Below are 16,195 nucleotides of genomic sequence, written 5' to 3' on the forward strand. Positions count from 1 at the left end.
TGGCCATGAACTATCACGGCAGTTGCCATTGTGGGCGCATTGCCTTCGAGGTTGAAGGCGAGCTGACGCAGGCTATGGAGTGCAATTGCTCGCACTGCAGCCGCAAGGGATTTTTGTTGTGGTTCGTGCCGCGCGAACAGTTCAAGCTGCTTACGGCTGAAGCGGACATGTCGGTCTACACCTTCAACAAGCATGTCATTCAGCACCACTTCTGCCCGACCTGCGGATGCGCGCCGCTGTGCCTGGGCATCGCGCCGGATGGCAAGGCGATGGCCGCCGTCAACGTGCGTTGTCTGGAAGAAGTGGACCTTGCGAACTTGAAACGCGTGCCGTTCGACGGGCGCAGTTATTGATCACGGCTGTTTTGCAGTGATCGTTTGCGGATGCATGGCGGCTACCTCGGCAGCCGCGATGTTATTCGTGTAGTGGTTGCCGAAATGCGTCCGCACGTAATTGATCACGTCCGCGATCTGGGCGTCGGTGAGCGTCGCATCTTCGAAGAAATTCCCCGGGTCCGAATGCCGCATCACGAACGAGGGCATATCGTGCCGGCCGAACAGGATCACCGCCGCCATGTATTGCGGCGATGCGAGTTTCGGATTGCCCGTCAGCGCGGGGTAGGTTCCCGCACCCGTGGCGCCCTTGGCGTCCGGCATATGGCAGCCCTGGCAAATGGCGTGGAAGACGGCTTCCCCCTTTGCGTTCGCCAGCGAAGCGTAGGTATACAGCGGCTTGTCGGCAGACTGAGCGACGGCGGCACCCGTGCACGCAAGAAACAATGCAAGCATGGAAAGCAGTTGCTTCATGCGGCGCCTCCCGCAACAACGCGCTGATGAATACGGGTGATGAGGTCCAGCGCCGAAGTCACGGCGCCCTCCTGCCAGGCCGGCAGATAGGAGGCGTGCTCGCCGGCCAAGGCGATGCGCCCATCGATCTGGCACAGGTTTTCGTAGTGCTTGGCGCGCAATTCGTCGCTCCAGGTCGCGAAGCAGCCCAGGGTGAAAGGTGCGCGATGCCAGGCCACGGCGATGCCGTTTTCGAATTCCTGCCGGTACTGTGAATGGATCTGGCTGCCGTATTCCACCACTCGGCGGACGCGCTCGTCGGGGTTCATCGCAGTGAACTGGTAAGCGTCCAGGCCATAGAGATAAGCGCCCAGCAACACGCCCTTGCCAGGGCGGTTCAAATCGCAGCTCGGGTAGGCGATGGTGTTGATGGGCAGATCCGTCAGCGTAATGCCACCGTAGATGCCTTCGTCTTCTTCCCAGAAGCGGCGCTTGAATTGCAGGCCGACTTTCACCGAAGCGGCATAAGGCACCGCCCCGATCGCGTCCGCCATCGCCGTGCTCACGTTCATGGGAATCTGGGCGAGGATGGAAAGCGGGATCGTGCAGATGCACCAGTCGGCGTGTGCCGTGTGTACGGCTCCAGGATGGCGCGCATCTTCGTAACTCACCGTAACGCCGCCTTCATCCTGCTGAATCGCAGTGACCTTGGCGTTGTAGCGAATCAATCCTTCCAACTGTCGCCCGAAGGCTTCGCCGATACGGCCCATGCCGCCGACGGGTTGGAGCAGGGTGGTCTGGAATTCGTAGCCCTCGCCGTCGTTAAGGCCCGACCACAGGTGCGAGCGGAGCACGTCATGCAGTTGCATGGGTTGCGAATCCGTCGGTTTGGCGGACAGCCCGCCACCGGGCTCTTTGTCGTAGCCGCGCCGATTGCTGGCGCGTGCGCCGGCGACGTACGCGTAATTCTTGTCGAGCGCACCCCATCGGCGCAGCGAATCGAGCAGCAGCGCCTGGTCTTCCTTGGTGACTTGCGTATCAAGCTTGCCTTGCTGCGTCGTTTTGGAGAGTAGTTCCGCCACATGGCCGCGGTAGTCGGCATTGATGGCGCGGAAGCGCTGCGGTTTGCCGCCAAACGCCTTGGCGCTGTGCAGATAAGCGTTGTGGTTGATTTGTACGAAGGGTTCGAGCGGGATGCGAAGTTTTTTGCAGTAATCCAGCAGGCCGCGATGGTGATAGGGAATGCGCCATGGGCCAGGATTGAGGTAGAGGCCGCGATCGAACCGACAGTGCTGGGTAAAACCACCAAGTTCCGTGTAGGTGTCGCCGCCGCGTAGGGTCCAGTTCCGGCCGCCCGGGCGATGGTTGTACTCCAGCACCTGCACTTTGTAGCCGGCTTGGCGCAATTCGTATGCCGCCACCATGCCGGCCAGGCCCGCGCCAAGGATCAGCACGGTTGTGCCGCGCGGCGCGCCCTGCAGCACAGGCGTGCCTTGGTAGGGCGATTCGGCCGCGTGGCCTAGCCGGTTCATCGCCGCATACATGGCGGCGCCACCCGCGCTAAGCCCGATCAGACGCAACAGATCGCGACGCGTCATCGAAAGCCGGGAGTCTTCCCCTTGCATGGCCCGCCCCTAGTCATCGAACTGTCAGCAGAGCGTATTCGGTGATGACCTGACAGTGACATAAGGCATATTCCTACATGATGGCCTTAAGTTTCCTGGTTGGCGTGCCGAAGCGATGGCGCCCCCGCGCTCAATGCGCCGGCTTGGCCATCCGTAGCAGATCAAGCTTGTACCCCGCTGCTTCATACAGCGCCCGCGCCCGCTCGTTGCCGGGAAATACCGCCAGCGTCACTAACTGGCAGTGGTGTTCGCGTGCCCAGTCTTCCGCATGCCCGATCAGCGCCTTGCCTACGCCCTGGCCTTCGTGGCGAGGTACGACGGCCAGGTCGGAGATATGGCAATTGGTCCGGCCGGTGAAGTAGTCCTGGGTTTTCTGCAGATGGATGAAGCCCACGCGTTCGCCATCGTCGTTTTCGGCGACGAACACGTAACTGTTGGAGGGCTGGTCATCCAGGTGGCGGCTGAGGTCCTTGCGGATGCCTTCGATGCATTCGTGCCGCTTGCGCCAGGCGGGCAGGGCGAAATCGACGAAACGGGGGATCAGGCCGAGGATGAAGTCATCGTCATCCTCGGCCAGACGAATAAGAAAAGTGCTGTCGCTCATGCGTCGGCCGGTCGATAAGAACGGGTAAGCGCGGTTCTACACCCAACCGGGGCGCCGGTGGAAGACCCTGATGGCATGCGGAGCAGCTTTGTCAGCCCAGTCCGCTCCCCCTGAAGGGGAGCGGACGTCTCGTCATGCTCAATCGGGGATGACGGGCAGCGAGATATAACTGGCTTGCTCGGTCGAGTGATAGACCCGCTGCGTCGCCTTCTGATAATCCGCCGGCTGGGCAAAGAAAATATTCGGCACGAAAGTCTGCGGATTGCGGTCGTACAGCGGGAACCAGCTCGATTGCACTTGCACCATCACGCGATGGCCGGGCAGGAACACATGGTTCGCAGTCGGCAGGTCGAAGCGATAGCTGAGCGGTTGGTTGGCGGCGAGCGGCTTGGGCTTGTCGTAGCCTTCACGGTAGCGGCCGCGGAAGATATCCATCGACACGGCCAGCTGATAGCCGCCCATTTCCGGCTGTTCGGCCACTTGATCGGGGTAGACGTCGATCAGTTTCACCACCCAGTCGCTGTCGGTGCCGCTGGTGGATGCCGCCAGATGCACTACCGGGGTGCCGGCAATGGTCAGCGACTGGGTCAGCACGTCGGAGACATAGGTGAGCACGTCCGTGCGACCGGAGGCTTCGCGCTGGTCGTCAACCAGCCATTGCGGCCAGGTGAGACCGTTGTCGTAGCCGACCGGCTGGATCGGGCGCGCGCGGAAGGGAACGGGATGGGCAGGGTCGGAGACGTATTCGTCGTACGCATTGCCGGCGCCCGGCGCGCTGAAGCCGAGCTTGTGGTCCGCCTGCAGGTAGAGCGGGCGGCTCTTCGCGTTGCAAGCCTCCTCGCAGGCAAGCGGCCAGTGTCCTAGGCGTTGCCACTGGTTGCTGCCCGTCTGATAAGCGGTGACCGGAGCGATATCGGCCTTCGGTGCCCCATCTTTGAGGTACTGAGCCAGATAGGGGCGCAGGATGTGTTCGCGGAAATACTTGGCCGTATCGCTGCCGAAACGGATCTCGCCGAGCGAGCTGCCTTCGTCGATTTCCTGCCCGTGATGCCACGGGCCCATCACCAGCTTCACCATGTCGCCATGCTTGTCTTTCGGCTTGATGGCGCGATAGACGGCGATGGCGCCGTAGATGTCCTCCTGGTCCCACAAGCTGTGCACCAGCATGGTGGGCACTTTCAGCGGTTGCGCGGCGAGCACTTTGTCCACCGCCTGGTCGCTCCAGAACGCATCGTAGGCCGGGTGCGCCGTCAGCTTGTTCCAAAAACCCAACTGCTGCATGCCGTATTGCTTGCCCATCTCGCCGGCGGACACGTAATGCATGAACAGATCGTAGTCGTCGTGGAAGCTGCTCCACCATTTGTAGTAGTTGTCGCGGCTGCCCGACTGCTCGTAGATGTAGGCCATGTTCTGCTGGCGGAACGCGCCATGATGAAACCAGTCGTCGCCCATCCAGCCGTCCACCATCGGATTCATCGGCACCGCCACCTTCAGTGCCGGATGCGGATTCACCAGCGACATCAACGGTTCGAAGCCATCATAGGAAATGCCGATGGTGCCCACCTTGCCGTTGGATTCGGGCACGTTCTTCACCAGCCAGTCGATGGTGTCGTAGGTATCGGTGGCGTCATCGACCGGGGTGGGATTGAGCGGGCCGTGGATCGGCCGGTTCATCACGTAATCGCCTTCGGAACCGTACTTGCCGCGGATGTCCTGGATCACGCGGATGTAGCCGTCTTCCACGATCACGTCGGTGGCGTTGTCGTAGCCTTGCAGCATCGGGCCAAGGTGGCCGCTCATGACGTGATGGGTAAGCGCCCTGGCGTCGTAAGGCGTGCGCGTGAGCACCATGCCGGCATGCTGCGCACCTTTGGGAATGAGGATCACCGTATTGAGCTTGACGCCGTCGCGCATCGGGATCTTCACGTCGCGCTCGACATAGTCGAAGCTTTCGCTGGCGGGCTTGAATTGGGCCGGCGTTTCGCTGGGATAGTTGGGGTATTGCTGTTTCGGCGTGTCGTCCATGGCGAATGCGGCGCTACTCAGGCTGAGCAGCAGGGCGAGCAGGGCGGATTGGCCTCCGCGTACAGCGATCTTCATGGTGACTCCCCTTTGGATGAGCCGGGGTAGCCTAGCGTTATTCGAGCAGCTGCGTGTCATCAAAAATGAAAACGCCCGGAGGTCCGGGCGTTTTGCGTATCGCTTCGCAGCGTTATGCGATTGCCGGTAGCGTATCGATGCCGGCCTCGATGGCCGCTTTGTGCATGTACGTGCGCGGCAGGATACGTGCGAAATAGAACGCCGCCGTATCCCGTTTCGCCTGCTTGAAGGCCGGTTGCTGTGAACTATGCTCCAGCGCTGCCACCGTGCGAGCCCAGAAATAGGCAAGCGTGATGTAGCCGCTGTAGTAGAGATAGTCGTTGGCCGCCGCACCCAGTTCTTCCGGATTGGACTGGACCCGCTGCGCCAGCTTCAGCGTCAGCTCGCCCCATTCCTTCGCCAGCGCGCCGAGCGGGCCGACGTAAGGCTGCAAGGTCTGATCCGCCGCATGCTGTTTGCAGAATGCACCGATCTCGCCAAGGAAATGCTGCAAGCCAACACCCTTCAGCTGCAGGATTTTGCGCCCGAGCAGGTCCGCGGCCTGGATGCCGGTGGTGCCTTCGTACAACGTAATGATGCGTGCATCGCGTACGAACTGCTCCACGCCGTTCTCCACGATGAAGCCGTGTCCGCCGTAGACCTGCAATGCCTCCTTGGTGCATTCCTGCGCCAGCTCGGTGACCACGCCCTTGGCGATGGGAATCAGGAAGGCGAGCAGCTCGCTGGCTTTGTGTTGCTGTGTTTCGTCCGTGCCGCGCGCTTCGATGTCGGTCTGCAGGGCGGCATACAACAGCAGCATGCGCGAGCCTTCGACGAAGGCCCGCTGGGTCAGCAACATGCGTCGCACGTCCGGCTGCACCAGCAGGTTGTCGGCCGGCTTGTCTGGGTACTTCGCGCCGGAAAGAGCGCGCGATTGCAGGCGTTCGCGAGCATAGTTGAGGCTGTTCTGCCATGCGCGCTCGGACAGCGCGAGTCCCTGCACGCCCACCGCCAGGCGCGCGGCATTCATCATGGTGAACATGGCCGCGAGGCCCTTGTGCGGCTGGCCGATCAGGACGCCTTCGGCTTCGTCGAAATTCATCACGCAGGTAGCCGAACCGCGTATGCCCATCTTGTGTTCGATGGCGCCGGCGTACACGTTGTTGCGTTCGCCCGGCGAGCCGTCCGCGTTCAGCTTGAACTTCGACACGATGAACATGGAGATGCCGCGGCTGCCGGCCGGAGCATCGGGGAGACGCGCAAGCACCAGGTGGACGATGTTTTCGGCCAGGTCATGGTCGCCTGCGCTGATGAAGATCTTGGTGCCGGTAAGCTTGTAGCTGCCATTGGCGCCGGGCTCGGCGCGCGTTTTCAGCAGGCCCAGGTCGGAACCGGCCTGGGGTTCGGTGAGGCACATAGTGCCGGTCCAGCGGCCGGCCACGATCGGCTTGAGATAGCTGTGCTTCTGCTCATCGGTGCCATGCAGTTCGAGCGCGTGGCAGGCGCCTTCGGACAGCAGCGGATACAGGCTCCACGACAGGTTGCCGGACTGGAACAGCTCGGTGGTGGCGGTACCCAGCACCGAGGGCAATGCCTGGCCGCCGAATGCCTCGGCCATGGTGAGCCCGGCCCAGCCGCCTTCGGCGAACTGCTTGAAGGCTTCCTTGAAACCCTTGGGCGTCGTGACGGTGCGGCTGGCCTTGTCGTAGTGGCAGCCTTCCTCGTCGCCCGGGCCATTGGTCGGCGCCAACACTTGCTCGCTCAGGCGGCCGGCCTCTTCCAATACCGCGTCGAGCAGGTCGCGCGTGTGGCCTTCGCCGCCTTGCAGACGAGTGAGTGCGGATTCCGCGCCCAGCACGTCGAAAAGTGCGAAGCGCTGATCATCGAGCGGGGCCTTGTAGTGCGTCATGGCTGCATCCTTCGTAAAGACTTGTGTCGTCAGCGGAAAGTGTTGGGCACGCCGGGAACCGGCGACAGGAAAGAGTTGCTGTTGAACGGGAAATCGCGCGGATTCTTGTTGTCCGGGTGGTCTTCCAAGTTGGGCACGCAGTGCACCGAACCGGTCAGCACATAAGGCAGGGAGCCGGCGCTGCCCTTGCCGGCCACCGCCTGCAAGGCCTGGCTCATGGCCGGCGTCGGCAGCACTTCCACCTGCACCACGTCTCCGGCGAAGGAGGGGATCGTCAGGTCGAACTTTGCATGCACACGCGCCGGGATGCCCTGGGCCACCTGCAAGCTGCCCTCGATCGACTGGTAATCCATGCCGGTGTAGCTGTTGTTCTGGATGCGCACGGAAAGCTGCCAGGCGCCATCGGGCAGTGCGCGCATCTGCTGGATGGTGATGGTGGGCGGGAACACGCTCTGCCGTTGCGGTCCGCAGGCCGTCAGCAGGGTTGCCAGCAGCAGGAGAGCCAGTCCGTGGAGCAGTCGTTTCATGGAAGCACCTCAAACGATTGTTTGAATATAGCAGGGATTGGAAGGGGCGGGTGGGGCTCCGCGACACGCGAAGCGTTTGAAACAGAAAGGCTTATACCGAAAGAAGGTGGCCCAATGCATGGCCGCTCAGCTCATGTGCGATGTACTGCTTGCAGGGAAAGGGAGGCTTGCGTTGTCCTTGCGGTTCCCAACGCCATACGGAGCAGGCATCATTAGCGATTGCGTTTACTCTCATTCCACACGGTCATCCATGTCCCGTCGCATCGTTTCTCGCCGCTCCCCCATCCACGGCAATGGCGTATTTGCCGTCGCCCCCATCCAGAAGGGTGAGGAAATCATCGAGTACAAAGGCACCCTGATGACCCATGAGGACGCCGACGAGATGTACGGCGACGGTGGCGAAACAGGGCATACCTTCCTGTTCACGCTCAACGACGATTACATCCTCGACGCCAACCGCAAGGGCAACGTCGCGCGCTGGATCAACCATAGCTGCGCCCCCAACTGCGTGGCCTTCGTGATAGAAAACGAAAGCGGCAACCCGCGCAAGGACAAGGTGATCATCGAGGCCAAGCGCAACATCAAGGCGGGCGAAGAACTCACCTACGACTACGGCATCGTGCTGGAAGTGCCGCATACGGCACGCCTGAAGAAAAAGTGGATCTGCCTGTGCGGTTCGCCCAAGTGCACGGGCACGCTGCTCAAGCCCAAGCGCGCAAAGCAGGGCTAACAGGACCACCTTGCGCGACGCCCCTCCGTAGCGGCGTAGGCTGGGATGACAATCCCAGCATTGCCACCTGTCCGAAAGCTGGGATTGTCATCCCAGCCTACGCCGCCGATCGCCAGACGGGCTTTTACGGCATTTGTATCCCACGCGATGGGCCGCGGCGTGCTACTTGTGCGCCCGTGAGGTCTTGCGCCTATACTCCGCCAAGCATCGGCACGGGGGCCGATGTGCGGACAGGGAAAGCTAGCCATGGAAACAAATCCGTATGCCGCGCCGGGCGCGGTGGTCGATGACTCACGCGTATTCAAAGGCAATGATCTGGAGGCTCGCAAAGCGAGCCGGGGGCAACGCCTAGGTGCCGTCTTGCTCGATGGCCTGGGTTTCTGCATCTGCCTGCTGCCTTTCTTCATTGAGGGTTACACCGGCTACCTAGCCAGGGCTCATGGCCACCCCACGAAAGCTTCAACCTCCAGCATCTACGCTGCGACGGGTGGCGTGCTGGCGCTGGGGCTGCTGATCTTCAACCTGGTGCTCTTGCATCGCAGCGGCCAGACCGTTGGCAAACGAATGCTAGGTATCAAAATCGTGCGTACCGACGGCAATCCTGCGACCCTGCTGCGCATCATCTTCTTGCGTTGGTTTCCGATCGGTGTGCTGGGGCGAATTCCGCTGGTAGGGCCCCTGGTCGCGCTTGCCAATGTGCTCGTAATCTTCGGCAGCGAGAGGCGCTGTATCCATGATTACATCGCCGACACCATCGTCATCGTCGACTGATGCTGGACACGGTACGCGAGATCGAAACGCCTGAAGGCGTTAGCCTGCGTCTGCGAGCGGCCGGAGCGTTTGGTCGTGCGCAAGCCTGGCTGCTGGATACCTTGCTGCGCGCCGTGGTGTTCTTCGTGGGGCTGGGCATCTTTTCGATGCTTGGCCGTGGCGGCGTGGGCTTGGGCTTGTTGCTGCTGTTTGCACTCACGTGGGTCTACAACGTGGTATGCGAGGTATGGTTTCATGGCCAGACCATCGGCAAGCGCGTCTTGGGTTTGCGCGTGGTCAATGCCGACGCTACGCCGATCACCTTGCTCCCATCGGTGGTGCGCAATCTGCTGCGCGTGGTCGATGCGTTGCCCGGGATCTATGGCGTTGGCCTGGTGGTGAGCATCATTGATCCTTCCGCGCGCCGCGTCGGCGACATCGTGGCAGGTACGCTGGTGATTCACGCCGATGAACTCCCTGCCGGCAGCAAGGTGCCGGTGGCCGCCCCGCAACCGCTGCCCTTGCCGCTGGATGCGGACGAACAGGCCGCGCTGATCGAATTCGCCGAACGTTCCCCCCAGCTTACGCCGCAGCGGCAGGAAGAGCTGGCCAACATTCTCCATCCGCTGACGGGGCGCGAAGGCAGTGCGGCGATCGCGCAGATTTCCGCCTACGCCAATGGATTGCTGGGAAGAACATGAAGCAGGAGCAGTTCGTCGCCTTGCACGCCGAAGAATGGGACAAGTTGGGCACCTGGCTCGCGCAGCTCGACCGTCAGCCCAAGCTAGCCATGGGCGGTGAACATGCGTTGGATTTCCCCGTGGCGTATCGGCGCGTGTGCCATCACCTGTCCTTGGCGCGAGCGCGTGGCTATAGCCGCGAAGTGACCGATCGCCTGCAACAGATCGTGCAGATGGGGCACCGTCAGCTTTACCGCCCGCCGGCGCCGCGCTGGCATAAATTGGCGATGTTCCTGGTCGCAGACTTCCCTCGGCTGGTGCGGCAGCAGTGGCGCTACATGCTGGTGGCGCTGTTCTTGCTGTACGCGCCGGCGGTGGTGGCCTATGTGCTGATCCTGTGGAAGCCCGCGCTGGCGCATTCGCTGTTCACGACGCGACAACTGGCTGACTTCGACAAGATGTACGACCCCGCCAACAGTCACATCGGGCGCAGCAGCGGCACCGATTTGCAGATGTTCGGTTACTACATCATGAACAACGTCAGTATCGCGTTTCGCACCTTCGCATCGGGCTTGCTGTTTGGTGTGGGAGCCATCTACGTGCTGGCGGCGAACGGCGTCGTTATCGGTGGCGTGGCGGGCCATCTGAATGCCATCGGCTATGGCGGGCCGTTCTGGCGCTTCGTAGTCGGGCATTCGGGTTTCGAACTCACCGCCATCGTGATTGCCGGCGGTGCCGGTTTGCAATTCGGTTTGAGTTTGCTGGCGCCCGGTCGCCTGCCGCGCGAGCTGGCGTTGCGCCGCGCGGCGTGGATAGGCGCGCGCCTGGCCATGGGAGCGTTCGCGATGCTCATCGCCGCAGCCTTCATCGAAGCATATTGGTCTTCGATCGCCTCGCTACCGGATGTGGTTAAATTCGGCAGCGGAGCGTGCATCTGGTTGCTGGTATTGTGGTGGCTTATGCGCGGCGGAGCAGGGAGCAAGCATGCAGCTTGAGCGCATCGGTGTAGCGCTGCGTCCGCGTACGCCGCAGGAAGCGATGGATCTGGGCATGGCCATGTTGCGGGCGCACGCGCGCCCGGTATGGTCTGCCTGGCTACTGTTCACGCTGCCGATATTTCTGTTGTGCCAACTGCTGGCATGGTGGCTGGCCATGCCATGGCTGGGCTTGCTGCTGCCATGGTGGCTGCGTCCGTTGTTCGATCGCATTCCGCTGTTTGTGCTGTCGCGCGCGGTGTTCGAGCAAGCCCCAAGTTGGCGCGCAACGCTGAAGGGGCAGCGGGCGTGGCCTTGGCGGCGCACCCTGGCTGGCTTGACCTGGCTGCGCGTGGATACCAATCGCTCACTGCGCCTGCCGATGGAGCTGCTGGAGGGCGTCGGGCCGAAACAGCGACGGGCACGCTGGCGTGTACTGAGCCGGCCGTTGGTCGGCGTGGCCAGTGGCCTGACCTGGACCTCAATCGCCTTCGAACTGGTGATTTCGCTCAGCCTCGGCATTTTCGCGCTGTGGCTGGTGCCGAGCGAAGCATTGCCTGATTCCATGCGTAGCTTGAATCAGGCGCTGAGCCTGCCGGCGTTTCGGCATGCGCTGGTATGGATCGCCTCGGGCTTGATCTATGTATCGATGAGCATCGTCGAGCCGCTCTACGTGGCGGCCGGTTTCGCGCTGTATCTCAACCGCCGTACCCAACTGGAAGGATGGGACATCGATCTGGCGTTCCGGCGCTTGCGACAGCGCCTGGTGGAAGCTGGCATGGCCTTGGCGCTGTTTGTTTGCGTGATGTGCCTGCCGACCTTCGCACATGCGGCGGACCAGCCGGCCGGTGCCGATCGCACGCCGCCGCAAAGCATCGCGGAGGTTTTTCATCAGCCGGTCAACGACAAAGATGCGTTGTTCGCCAGCGCAGCTGCCAGCGTCTATCGCGATGCCCGTTTCGGTCAGTCGCGCAAAGTGCAGCACTGGGTAAGACGCACCCCGGCGACACCGCAAGCTGACGCATCCTCGCTCGGCGGGATGTTCGCCAACTTTGGCGCGGGTCTTTTGAATATGCTGCTATGGGGTCTGCTGGCGGTCATCGTGAGCGCATTGATCGTGTTCGCGCTGCGCCATTGGCGTTTCGTGAAACCGGCTCCGGTGGAGCGCAGCGAGGCGCCAAGGCCGCTACACAGCAGCGTGCAGGAGCTGCCGTTGCCGGAAGATCTTGCCGCCGCCGTGCGCGAGCTTTGGCGTGGCGGCGGCCGCCGCGAGGCCCTGGCTTTGCTCTATCGCGGTAGCGTGCAGCGCGCCGCCGCGGTGCTGCACATGCAGCCGCCGATTGATGCGACGGAATCCGATTGGCTGCGGTACGCGCGCAATATGGACGACTCGGCGCGACGCGAGCGGCTGATCGCCATCGTGCGCACCTGGCAATTTGCTGCCTACGCCGACCGCTATCCCGATGACGCCGGCATCGATGCCCTGTTATCGGGTTGGCCGGCGCAGCAGGCGGCGCGATGAAAATCGATTCGCGTCTTGCGGCTGCATTGATCGTGCTGGGCGTGATCGTGCTGGGTAGCGCCTTGTTCTTTGGCACGTACAAGCGTGAGTGGACGACGGAAACTACGGCTACTTCCGGTGAGGCGCGCTATAACCGTTTTTTCGCGCTCCAGCAGGTGCTGCAAAACATGGGGCAGCCTGCCAGCAGCAGTGTTTTGCTCGACCGGGTTCTGCCTTCGCTTGAACCTGGCGACACCGTGGTCATTGGCGATGACGTGGGCCGCATCAAGCCTGTGCAGGCGCAACGGCTTGCTGCCTGGGTGCGCACAGGCGGCCACCTGGTCTTCGCCCCAGCTTCCTATGGCAGTCGCGACGTACCGTTGCTTGAAGCGTTCGGATGGTTGGGCGATCAAAAAAAGCCCGGCCTGCTCTGCGCGACGCTCTCGACCGGCGTGACCGCGCAGGCCGATGCCGCAGAGCGATCGATGATCTTGTGCGGCACGGGTTTTCATCTGCAGGCGCAGGCGCGCGCCGAGCTGGTCATTGGCGATAACGTTGGCAAGGGACTGCTTTTTGCCCGTGTAAAGGAAGGCCGTGGCACGGTCAGCCTGCTGAGTAACCTGGGCGCGCTTTCGGGCCACGAATTGAAGCACCTTCCCGAACAGCTATTTGCCCAGCGCCTGCTGGCACCCAACTTTGGTCGCGGTCACTTTTATCTGCTGTACGAACTTGTAGGCGGCTCGTTCTGGGTGAATCTATTCGTGCGTGGCTGGCCGGCGTTGTTTGCCTCCCTGTTGCTCATACTTGGCTGGATGGCTGTGCGTAGCGAGCGCTTTGGCCCGCTGGCGCCGGCGCCTGACACGCATCGCCGTGCATTGCTGGAGCACATCCATGCGGTGGGCGAATTCCTGTTTCGCCGCGATGGCGGTCGCAGCCTGCATCGCCTGGCCTGCGAATCCATCCTGGCGCGCCTGCGCCGCAGCGATCCGGCCAGCGCCATGCTCGGCGATGAAGAGCTTTACGCATGGCTGGCGCAACGCAGCCGGCTCGAACCTGCACGTATCCGATACGCTTTTCGCTCGCCCGCGAACGCCACCGCGTTTCGCAGCAGCATGACCATCCTGGCGCGGCTAAGGAGCCACTTATGACGACAGAAACCCTAGCGCCCGCGGCGCCGATGACGGTCCAAATCATACATGCGCGGACCCAGGCATTGCGGCAGCAAGTGGCGCATGCCTTCATCGGCCAGGGCGAGGTATTCGACCAGGTGCTGATGGCGTTGCTTGCCGGCGGCCATGTACTGATCGAGGGCGTGCCCGGACTTGGCAAGACCTTGCTGGTGCGCGCATTGGCCGCGGCAATGAGCTGCAGCTTCGGACGCATCCAGTTCACACCCGACCTGATGCCCACCGACGTGACGGGACACGCGATCTACGATGTGAAGGCGGAGCGTTTCCAGATCCGCCGCGGCCCGGTGTTCGCCAATCTGCTGCTGGCCGATGAGATCAATCGAGCGCCGGCCAAGACGCAGGCGGCCTTGCTGGAAGCGATGCAGGAAGGGCAGGCCACCATCGAGGGACGCCGCTTTCCGCTACCGAAGCCGTTCATGGTGGTGGCTACGCAGAATCCGATCGAGCAGGAGGGGACCTATCCGCTGCCCGAAGCGCAGCTCGATCGATTCCTGATCAAGGTGCTGATCAACTATCCCTCGTTGGAGGACGAGAAGAGCATGGTGGAGAAGGTACTGAGCGGCAAGGTTGCCGCCGACCTCGATGTCTCGCGCGTGCAGCAGGTGATGACGCAGGAGGAACTGCTGGCGATGCAGCAAGGCGTGGCGCATATGCACATGGATCCCGCGGTTACGGACTACGCCGTGCGCATTGCGCGTGCCACGCGCGAGTGGCCGGCCGTGCTGGGAGGCGCGGGTCCACGTGGTGGCCTGGCCTTGGCGCGTCTGGCGCGCGCGCATGCCGCCATGGACGGCAGGGACTTCGTCACGCCGGATGACGTGCGTACGGTTGCGCTGCCGGCGTTGCGTCATCGCCTGATGCTGGCGCCCGAAGCCCTGGTCGAACGGCAACGTCCGGATGATGTGATCCGCGCATTGCTGCACAAGGTCGCCGCGCCACGGCAATGATGCGACCAGGACCACTGCTGCTGTGGCTGTTGTTCGGCTGGACGCTGGTAGGCGTGCTGGCGAGCATTGGCACGATCCCATTGACAGCCTGGCTGGCATGCGGCGCCGGCTTGGCGTGCATGATGCTCATTGATGCATGGCGCTTGCTACGCACGCCCTCGCCGGCATTGCAGCGCGAGCTTGCGCCGGTGGTGCCACTGGGCCTGGACATGTACGTGCGCTTGCGCCTGCAGTCCGCCAAGCAATCGCTGCGAATAGTCGACGTGCACGATTTGCATCCAGGTGGTTGGCCGGTACGGGGTTTGCCCCATCGATTCCCGTTGCCCATGCAGGCCGCGTACGCGTTCGAGTACACGCTGACCCCTGGCGAGCGCGGGCCTGCCGTCTTTGCAGGTTGCCATTTGCGGCTTCATTCGGCGTGGCGCTTGTGGTCGCAGCGCCGCACGCTCGATGTGGTGAACAGCGTGCGTGTGTATCCGAATTTCGCGCCGCTGGCCGAGTTGGCCGGTCTCAGTGTCGAGCTTGCCTCGCACGCCATCGGTGCGCGTTTGCAGCGACGGCGCGGCGAAGGCACCGAATTCCAGGAATTGCGCGACTACCGTGTCGGCGACAGCATGCGCAAGATCGATTGGAAAGCCACGGCGCGCATCGGTCATTTCATCTCGCGGGAATATCGCGAAGAACGCAACCAGCAGATCGTGCTGCTGCTCGACTGTGGTCGCCGCATGCTGGCACGGGATGGTGCCATCTCGCATTTCGATCACGTGCTGAACGCTTCGCTGTCATTGGCGTACATCACCATGCGCGAAGGCGATGCGGTGGGCTTGCTCGCTTGCACCGGGCGTACACAGCGCTGGCTGCCCCCGCAGCGGGATAGTGGCGGCATGGACCTACTGTTGGGCACAGGTTACGACTTGCAGGCGACTTCCGCGCCTACCGATTATCTTGCCGCGGCAAGGGCTCTGCAGGAACGGCAGCGGCGACGTGCATTGGTGATTCTTGTGACCAATGTGCGCGACGAAGACGACAGTGAACTTGCCATGGCGGTGACGATGCTGGCGCAACGTCATTTGGTGCTGGTGGCAAGTTTACGCGAGCAGGCGGTGGAGCGGGCCGCCAACGATGGCGGCGACAACCTGGAGGCTGCCATCCGCAGTGCGTCCGCCATGCATTATTTGGCGGGGCGCGAGCGCGTGCATGATGACCTAAACCGGCGCGGGGTGATGACGCTGGATGTGGAGTGTGCGCAGTTGTCGGGGGCATTGATCGAACGCTATCTGCGGCTCAAGCGGGAAAGCAGGCTTTAGGGGGCGCTGTCTATTCCTCGTGTCACACCCTGCGGTGACCGGTATGAAGATGCAGATCGGACGCTACCTACACGTAGTCGATCCGCAGCACCTCGATCATCATGTCCCCCGCCGGCCGCTGCCAGCTCACCTCATCACCCACCCGCGCGCCCAGCAATGCGGCCGCCAGCGGCGATACATAGCTGACCAGTCCATGTTCCGCATCGGCCTCGTCCTCGCCCACGATTTGCCAGCGCCGCTCACCCTCTCCGCTGTCCACCGTAACGGTCGCTCCGAACGCGACGCGATCGTGCGGCTGTTTGGACAGGTCGACTTTCACGGCGCTGGCGACACGCGCATGGAGATAGCGCAGTTCGCGTTCCAGTGCATTGAGTTCGTTGCGCTGGTCAAGCGCGTCCTGCTCGTTCGCCTTCAAGGCGTCGTGACGGGCAGTGGCTTTGTCCAGGCGTTCGCGCAGCAGGGTCAGGCCGCGTGAGGTCACGTAATTGGGGTGCGCGCTGATCGGCAGTTCGGGCAATGCTTCGGGAGTATCGCCATCATCGTCTTTTACGAAGGCTCGGCTCATGCGGCCCTCCTTTGGATGTTGA

General features: G+C 62.6%; 16 protein-coding genes. 9 read left to right on the plus strand and 7 right to left on the minus strand.

Going from position 1 to position 16,195, the window contains the following annotated elements; genetic code table 11:
• The first annotated feature begins 5 nt into the window (after positions 1 to 5).
• Positions 6 to 353, plus strand: coding sequence for a GFA family protein (locus QQJ96_RS11095; RefSeq protein ID WP_284332060.1), 348 nt, complete (start codon positions 6 to 8; stop codon positions 351 to 353).
• Here QQJ96_RS11095 and QQJ96_RS11100 read toward each other — a convergent pair whose 3' ends face one another.
• The 6 genes from QQJ96_RS11100 to QQJ96_RS11125 all read right to left on the minus strand — a co-directional run bounded on the left by QQJ96_RS11100 (position 354) and on the right by QQJ96_RS11125 (position 7,529).
• Positions 354 to 806, minus strand: coding sequence for a c-type cytochrome (locus QQJ96_RS11100; protein ID WP_284332061.1), 453 nt, complete (start codon positions 804 to 806; stop codon positions 354 to 356).
• A complete protein-coding gene (locus tag QQJ96_RS11105; RefSeq protein ID WP_284332062.1) occupies positions 803 to 2,410 on the minus strand; it encodes a flavin monoamine oxidase family protein in 1,608 nt (535 codons plus the stop codon). Before QQJ96_RS11105 ends, QQJ96_RS11100 begins: the two co-directional genes overlap by 4 nt.
• A gap of 130 nt (positions 2,411 to 2,540) precedes the next feature.
• Positions 2,541 to 3,014 carry a GNAT family N-acetyltransferase gene (locus tag QQJ96_RS11110; protein ID WP_284332063.1) on the minus strand — a complete coding sequence of 158 codons (474 nt, stop codon included), beginning with the start codon at positions 3,012 to 3,014 and terminating at the stop codon, positions 2,541 to 2,543.
• Positions 3,015 to 3,152: 138 nt separating this feature from the next.
• Entirely contained in the window at positions 3,153 to 5,114 is a 1,962-nt protein-coding gene (locus tag QQJ96_RS11115) for a CocE/NonD family hydrolase (protein ID WP_284332064.1), read from the minus strand.
• A 112-nt stretch (positions 5,115 to 5,226) separates the two neighbouring features.
• Positions 5,227 to 7,002 carry an acyl-CoA dehydrogenase C-terminal domain-containing protein gene (locus QQJ96_RS11120; protein ID WP_284332065.1) on the minus strand — a complete coding sequence of 592 codons (1,776 nt, stop codon included), beginning with the start codon at positions 7,000 to 7,002 and terminating at the stop codon, positions 5,227 to 5,229.
• Between the two features lie 29 nt (positions 7,003 to 7,031).
• Positions 7,032 to 7,529 carry a hypothetical protein gene (locus tag QQJ96_RS11125; RefSeq protein ID WP_284332066.1) on the minus strand — a complete coding sequence of 166 codons (498 nt, stop codon included), beginning with the start codon at positions 7,527 to 7,529 and terminating at the stop codon, positions 7,032 to 7,034.
• Between the two features lie 250 nt (positions 7,530 to 7,779).
• On the opposite strand from QQJ96_RS11125, the gene QQJ96_RS11130 reads away from it, so the two are divergent.
• The 8 genes from QQJ96_RS11130 to QQJ96_RS11165 all read left to right on the plus strand — a co-directional run bounded on the left by QQJ96_RS11130 (position 7,780) and on the right by QQJ96_RS11165 (position 15,608).
• Complete coding sequence (locus QQJ96_RS11130) at positions 7,780 to 8,259, plus strand: SET domain-containing protein (RefSeq protein ID WP_284332067.1); 480 nt, start codon at positions 7,780 to 7,782, stop codon at positions 8,257 to 8,259.
• Positions 8,260 to 8,505: 246 nt separating this feature from the next.
• Complete coding sequence (locus tag QQJ96_RS11135; protein ID WP_284332068.1) at positions 8,506 to 9,030, plus strand: RDD family protein; 525 nt, start codon at positions 8,506 to 8,508, stop codon at positions 9,028 to 9,030.
• Entirely contained in the window at positions 9,030 to 9,710 is a 681-nt protein-coding gene (locus QQJ96_RS11140; RefSeq protein ID WP_284332069.1) for an RDD family protein, read from the plus strand. The genes QQJ96_RS11135 and QQJ96_RS11140 overlap by 1 nt, the downstream gene beginning before the upstream one ends.
• The gene (locus QQJ96_RS11145) at positions 9,707 to 10,684 is read left to right on the plus strand and encodes a stage II sporulation protein M (RefSeq protein WP_284332070.1); all 978 of its coding nucleotides are present in this window, start codon (positions 9,707 to 9,709) and stop codon (positions 10,682 to 10,684) included. The genes QQJ96_RS11140 and QQJ96_RS11145 overlap by 4 nt, the downstream gene beginning before the upstream one ends.
• On the plus strand, positions 10,674 to 12,185 hold the full coding sequence (locus QQJ96_RS11150) for a DUF4129 domain-containing protein (RefSeq protein WP_284332071.1): 1,512 nt from the start codon (positions 10,674 to 10,676) through the stop codon (positions 12,183 to 12,185). The genes QQJ96_RS11145 and QQJ96_RS11150 overlap by 11 nt, the downstream gene beginning before the upstream one ends.
• Positions 12,182 to 13,312: a DUF4350 domain-containing protein gene (locus QQJ96_RS11155; protein ID WP_284332072.1), complete on the plus strand. Its 1,131-nt coding sequence runs from the start codon at positions 12,182 to 12,184 to the stop codon at positions 13,310 to 13,312. Before QQJ96_RS11150 ends, QQJ96_RS11155 begins: the two co-directional genes overlap by 4 nt.
• Positions 13,309 to 14,301 (plus strand): AAA family ATPase, encoded by a 993-nt coding sequence (locus tag QQJ96_RS11160; protein ID WP_284332073.1) that lies wholly within the window; start codon positions 13,309 to 13,311, stop codon positions 14,299 to 14,301. The genes QQJ96_RS11155 and QQJ96_RS11160 overlap by 4 nt, the downstream gene beginning before the upstream one ends.
• Positions 14,301 to 15,608 carry a DUF58 domain-containing protein gene (locus QQJ96_RS11165; protein ID WP_284332128.1) on the plus strand — a complete coding sequence of 436 codons (1,308 nt, stop codon included), beginning with the start codon at positions 14,301 to 14,303 and terminating at the stop codon, positions 15,606 to 15,608. The genes QQJ96_RS11160 and QQJ96_RS11165 overlap by 1 nt, the downstream gene beginning before the upstream one ends.
• 67 nt (positions 15,609 to 15,675) lie before the next feature.
• Here QQJ96_RS11165 and QQJ96_RS11170 read toward each other — a convergent pair whose 3' ends face one another.
• Complete coding sequence (locus QQJ96_RS11170; RefSeq protein ID WP_284332074.1) at positions 15,676 to 16,173, minus strand: GreA/GreB family elongation factor; 498 nt, start codon at positions 16,171 to 16,173, stop codon at positions 15,676 to 15,678.
• Positions 16,174 to 16,195 lie beyond the last annotated feature (22 nt).

Source organism: Dyella flagellata (assembly GCF_030160275.1).
Lineage (GTDB): Bacteria > Pseudomonadota > Gammaproteobacteria > Xanthomonadales > Rhodanobacteraceae > Dyella_B > Dyella_B flagellata.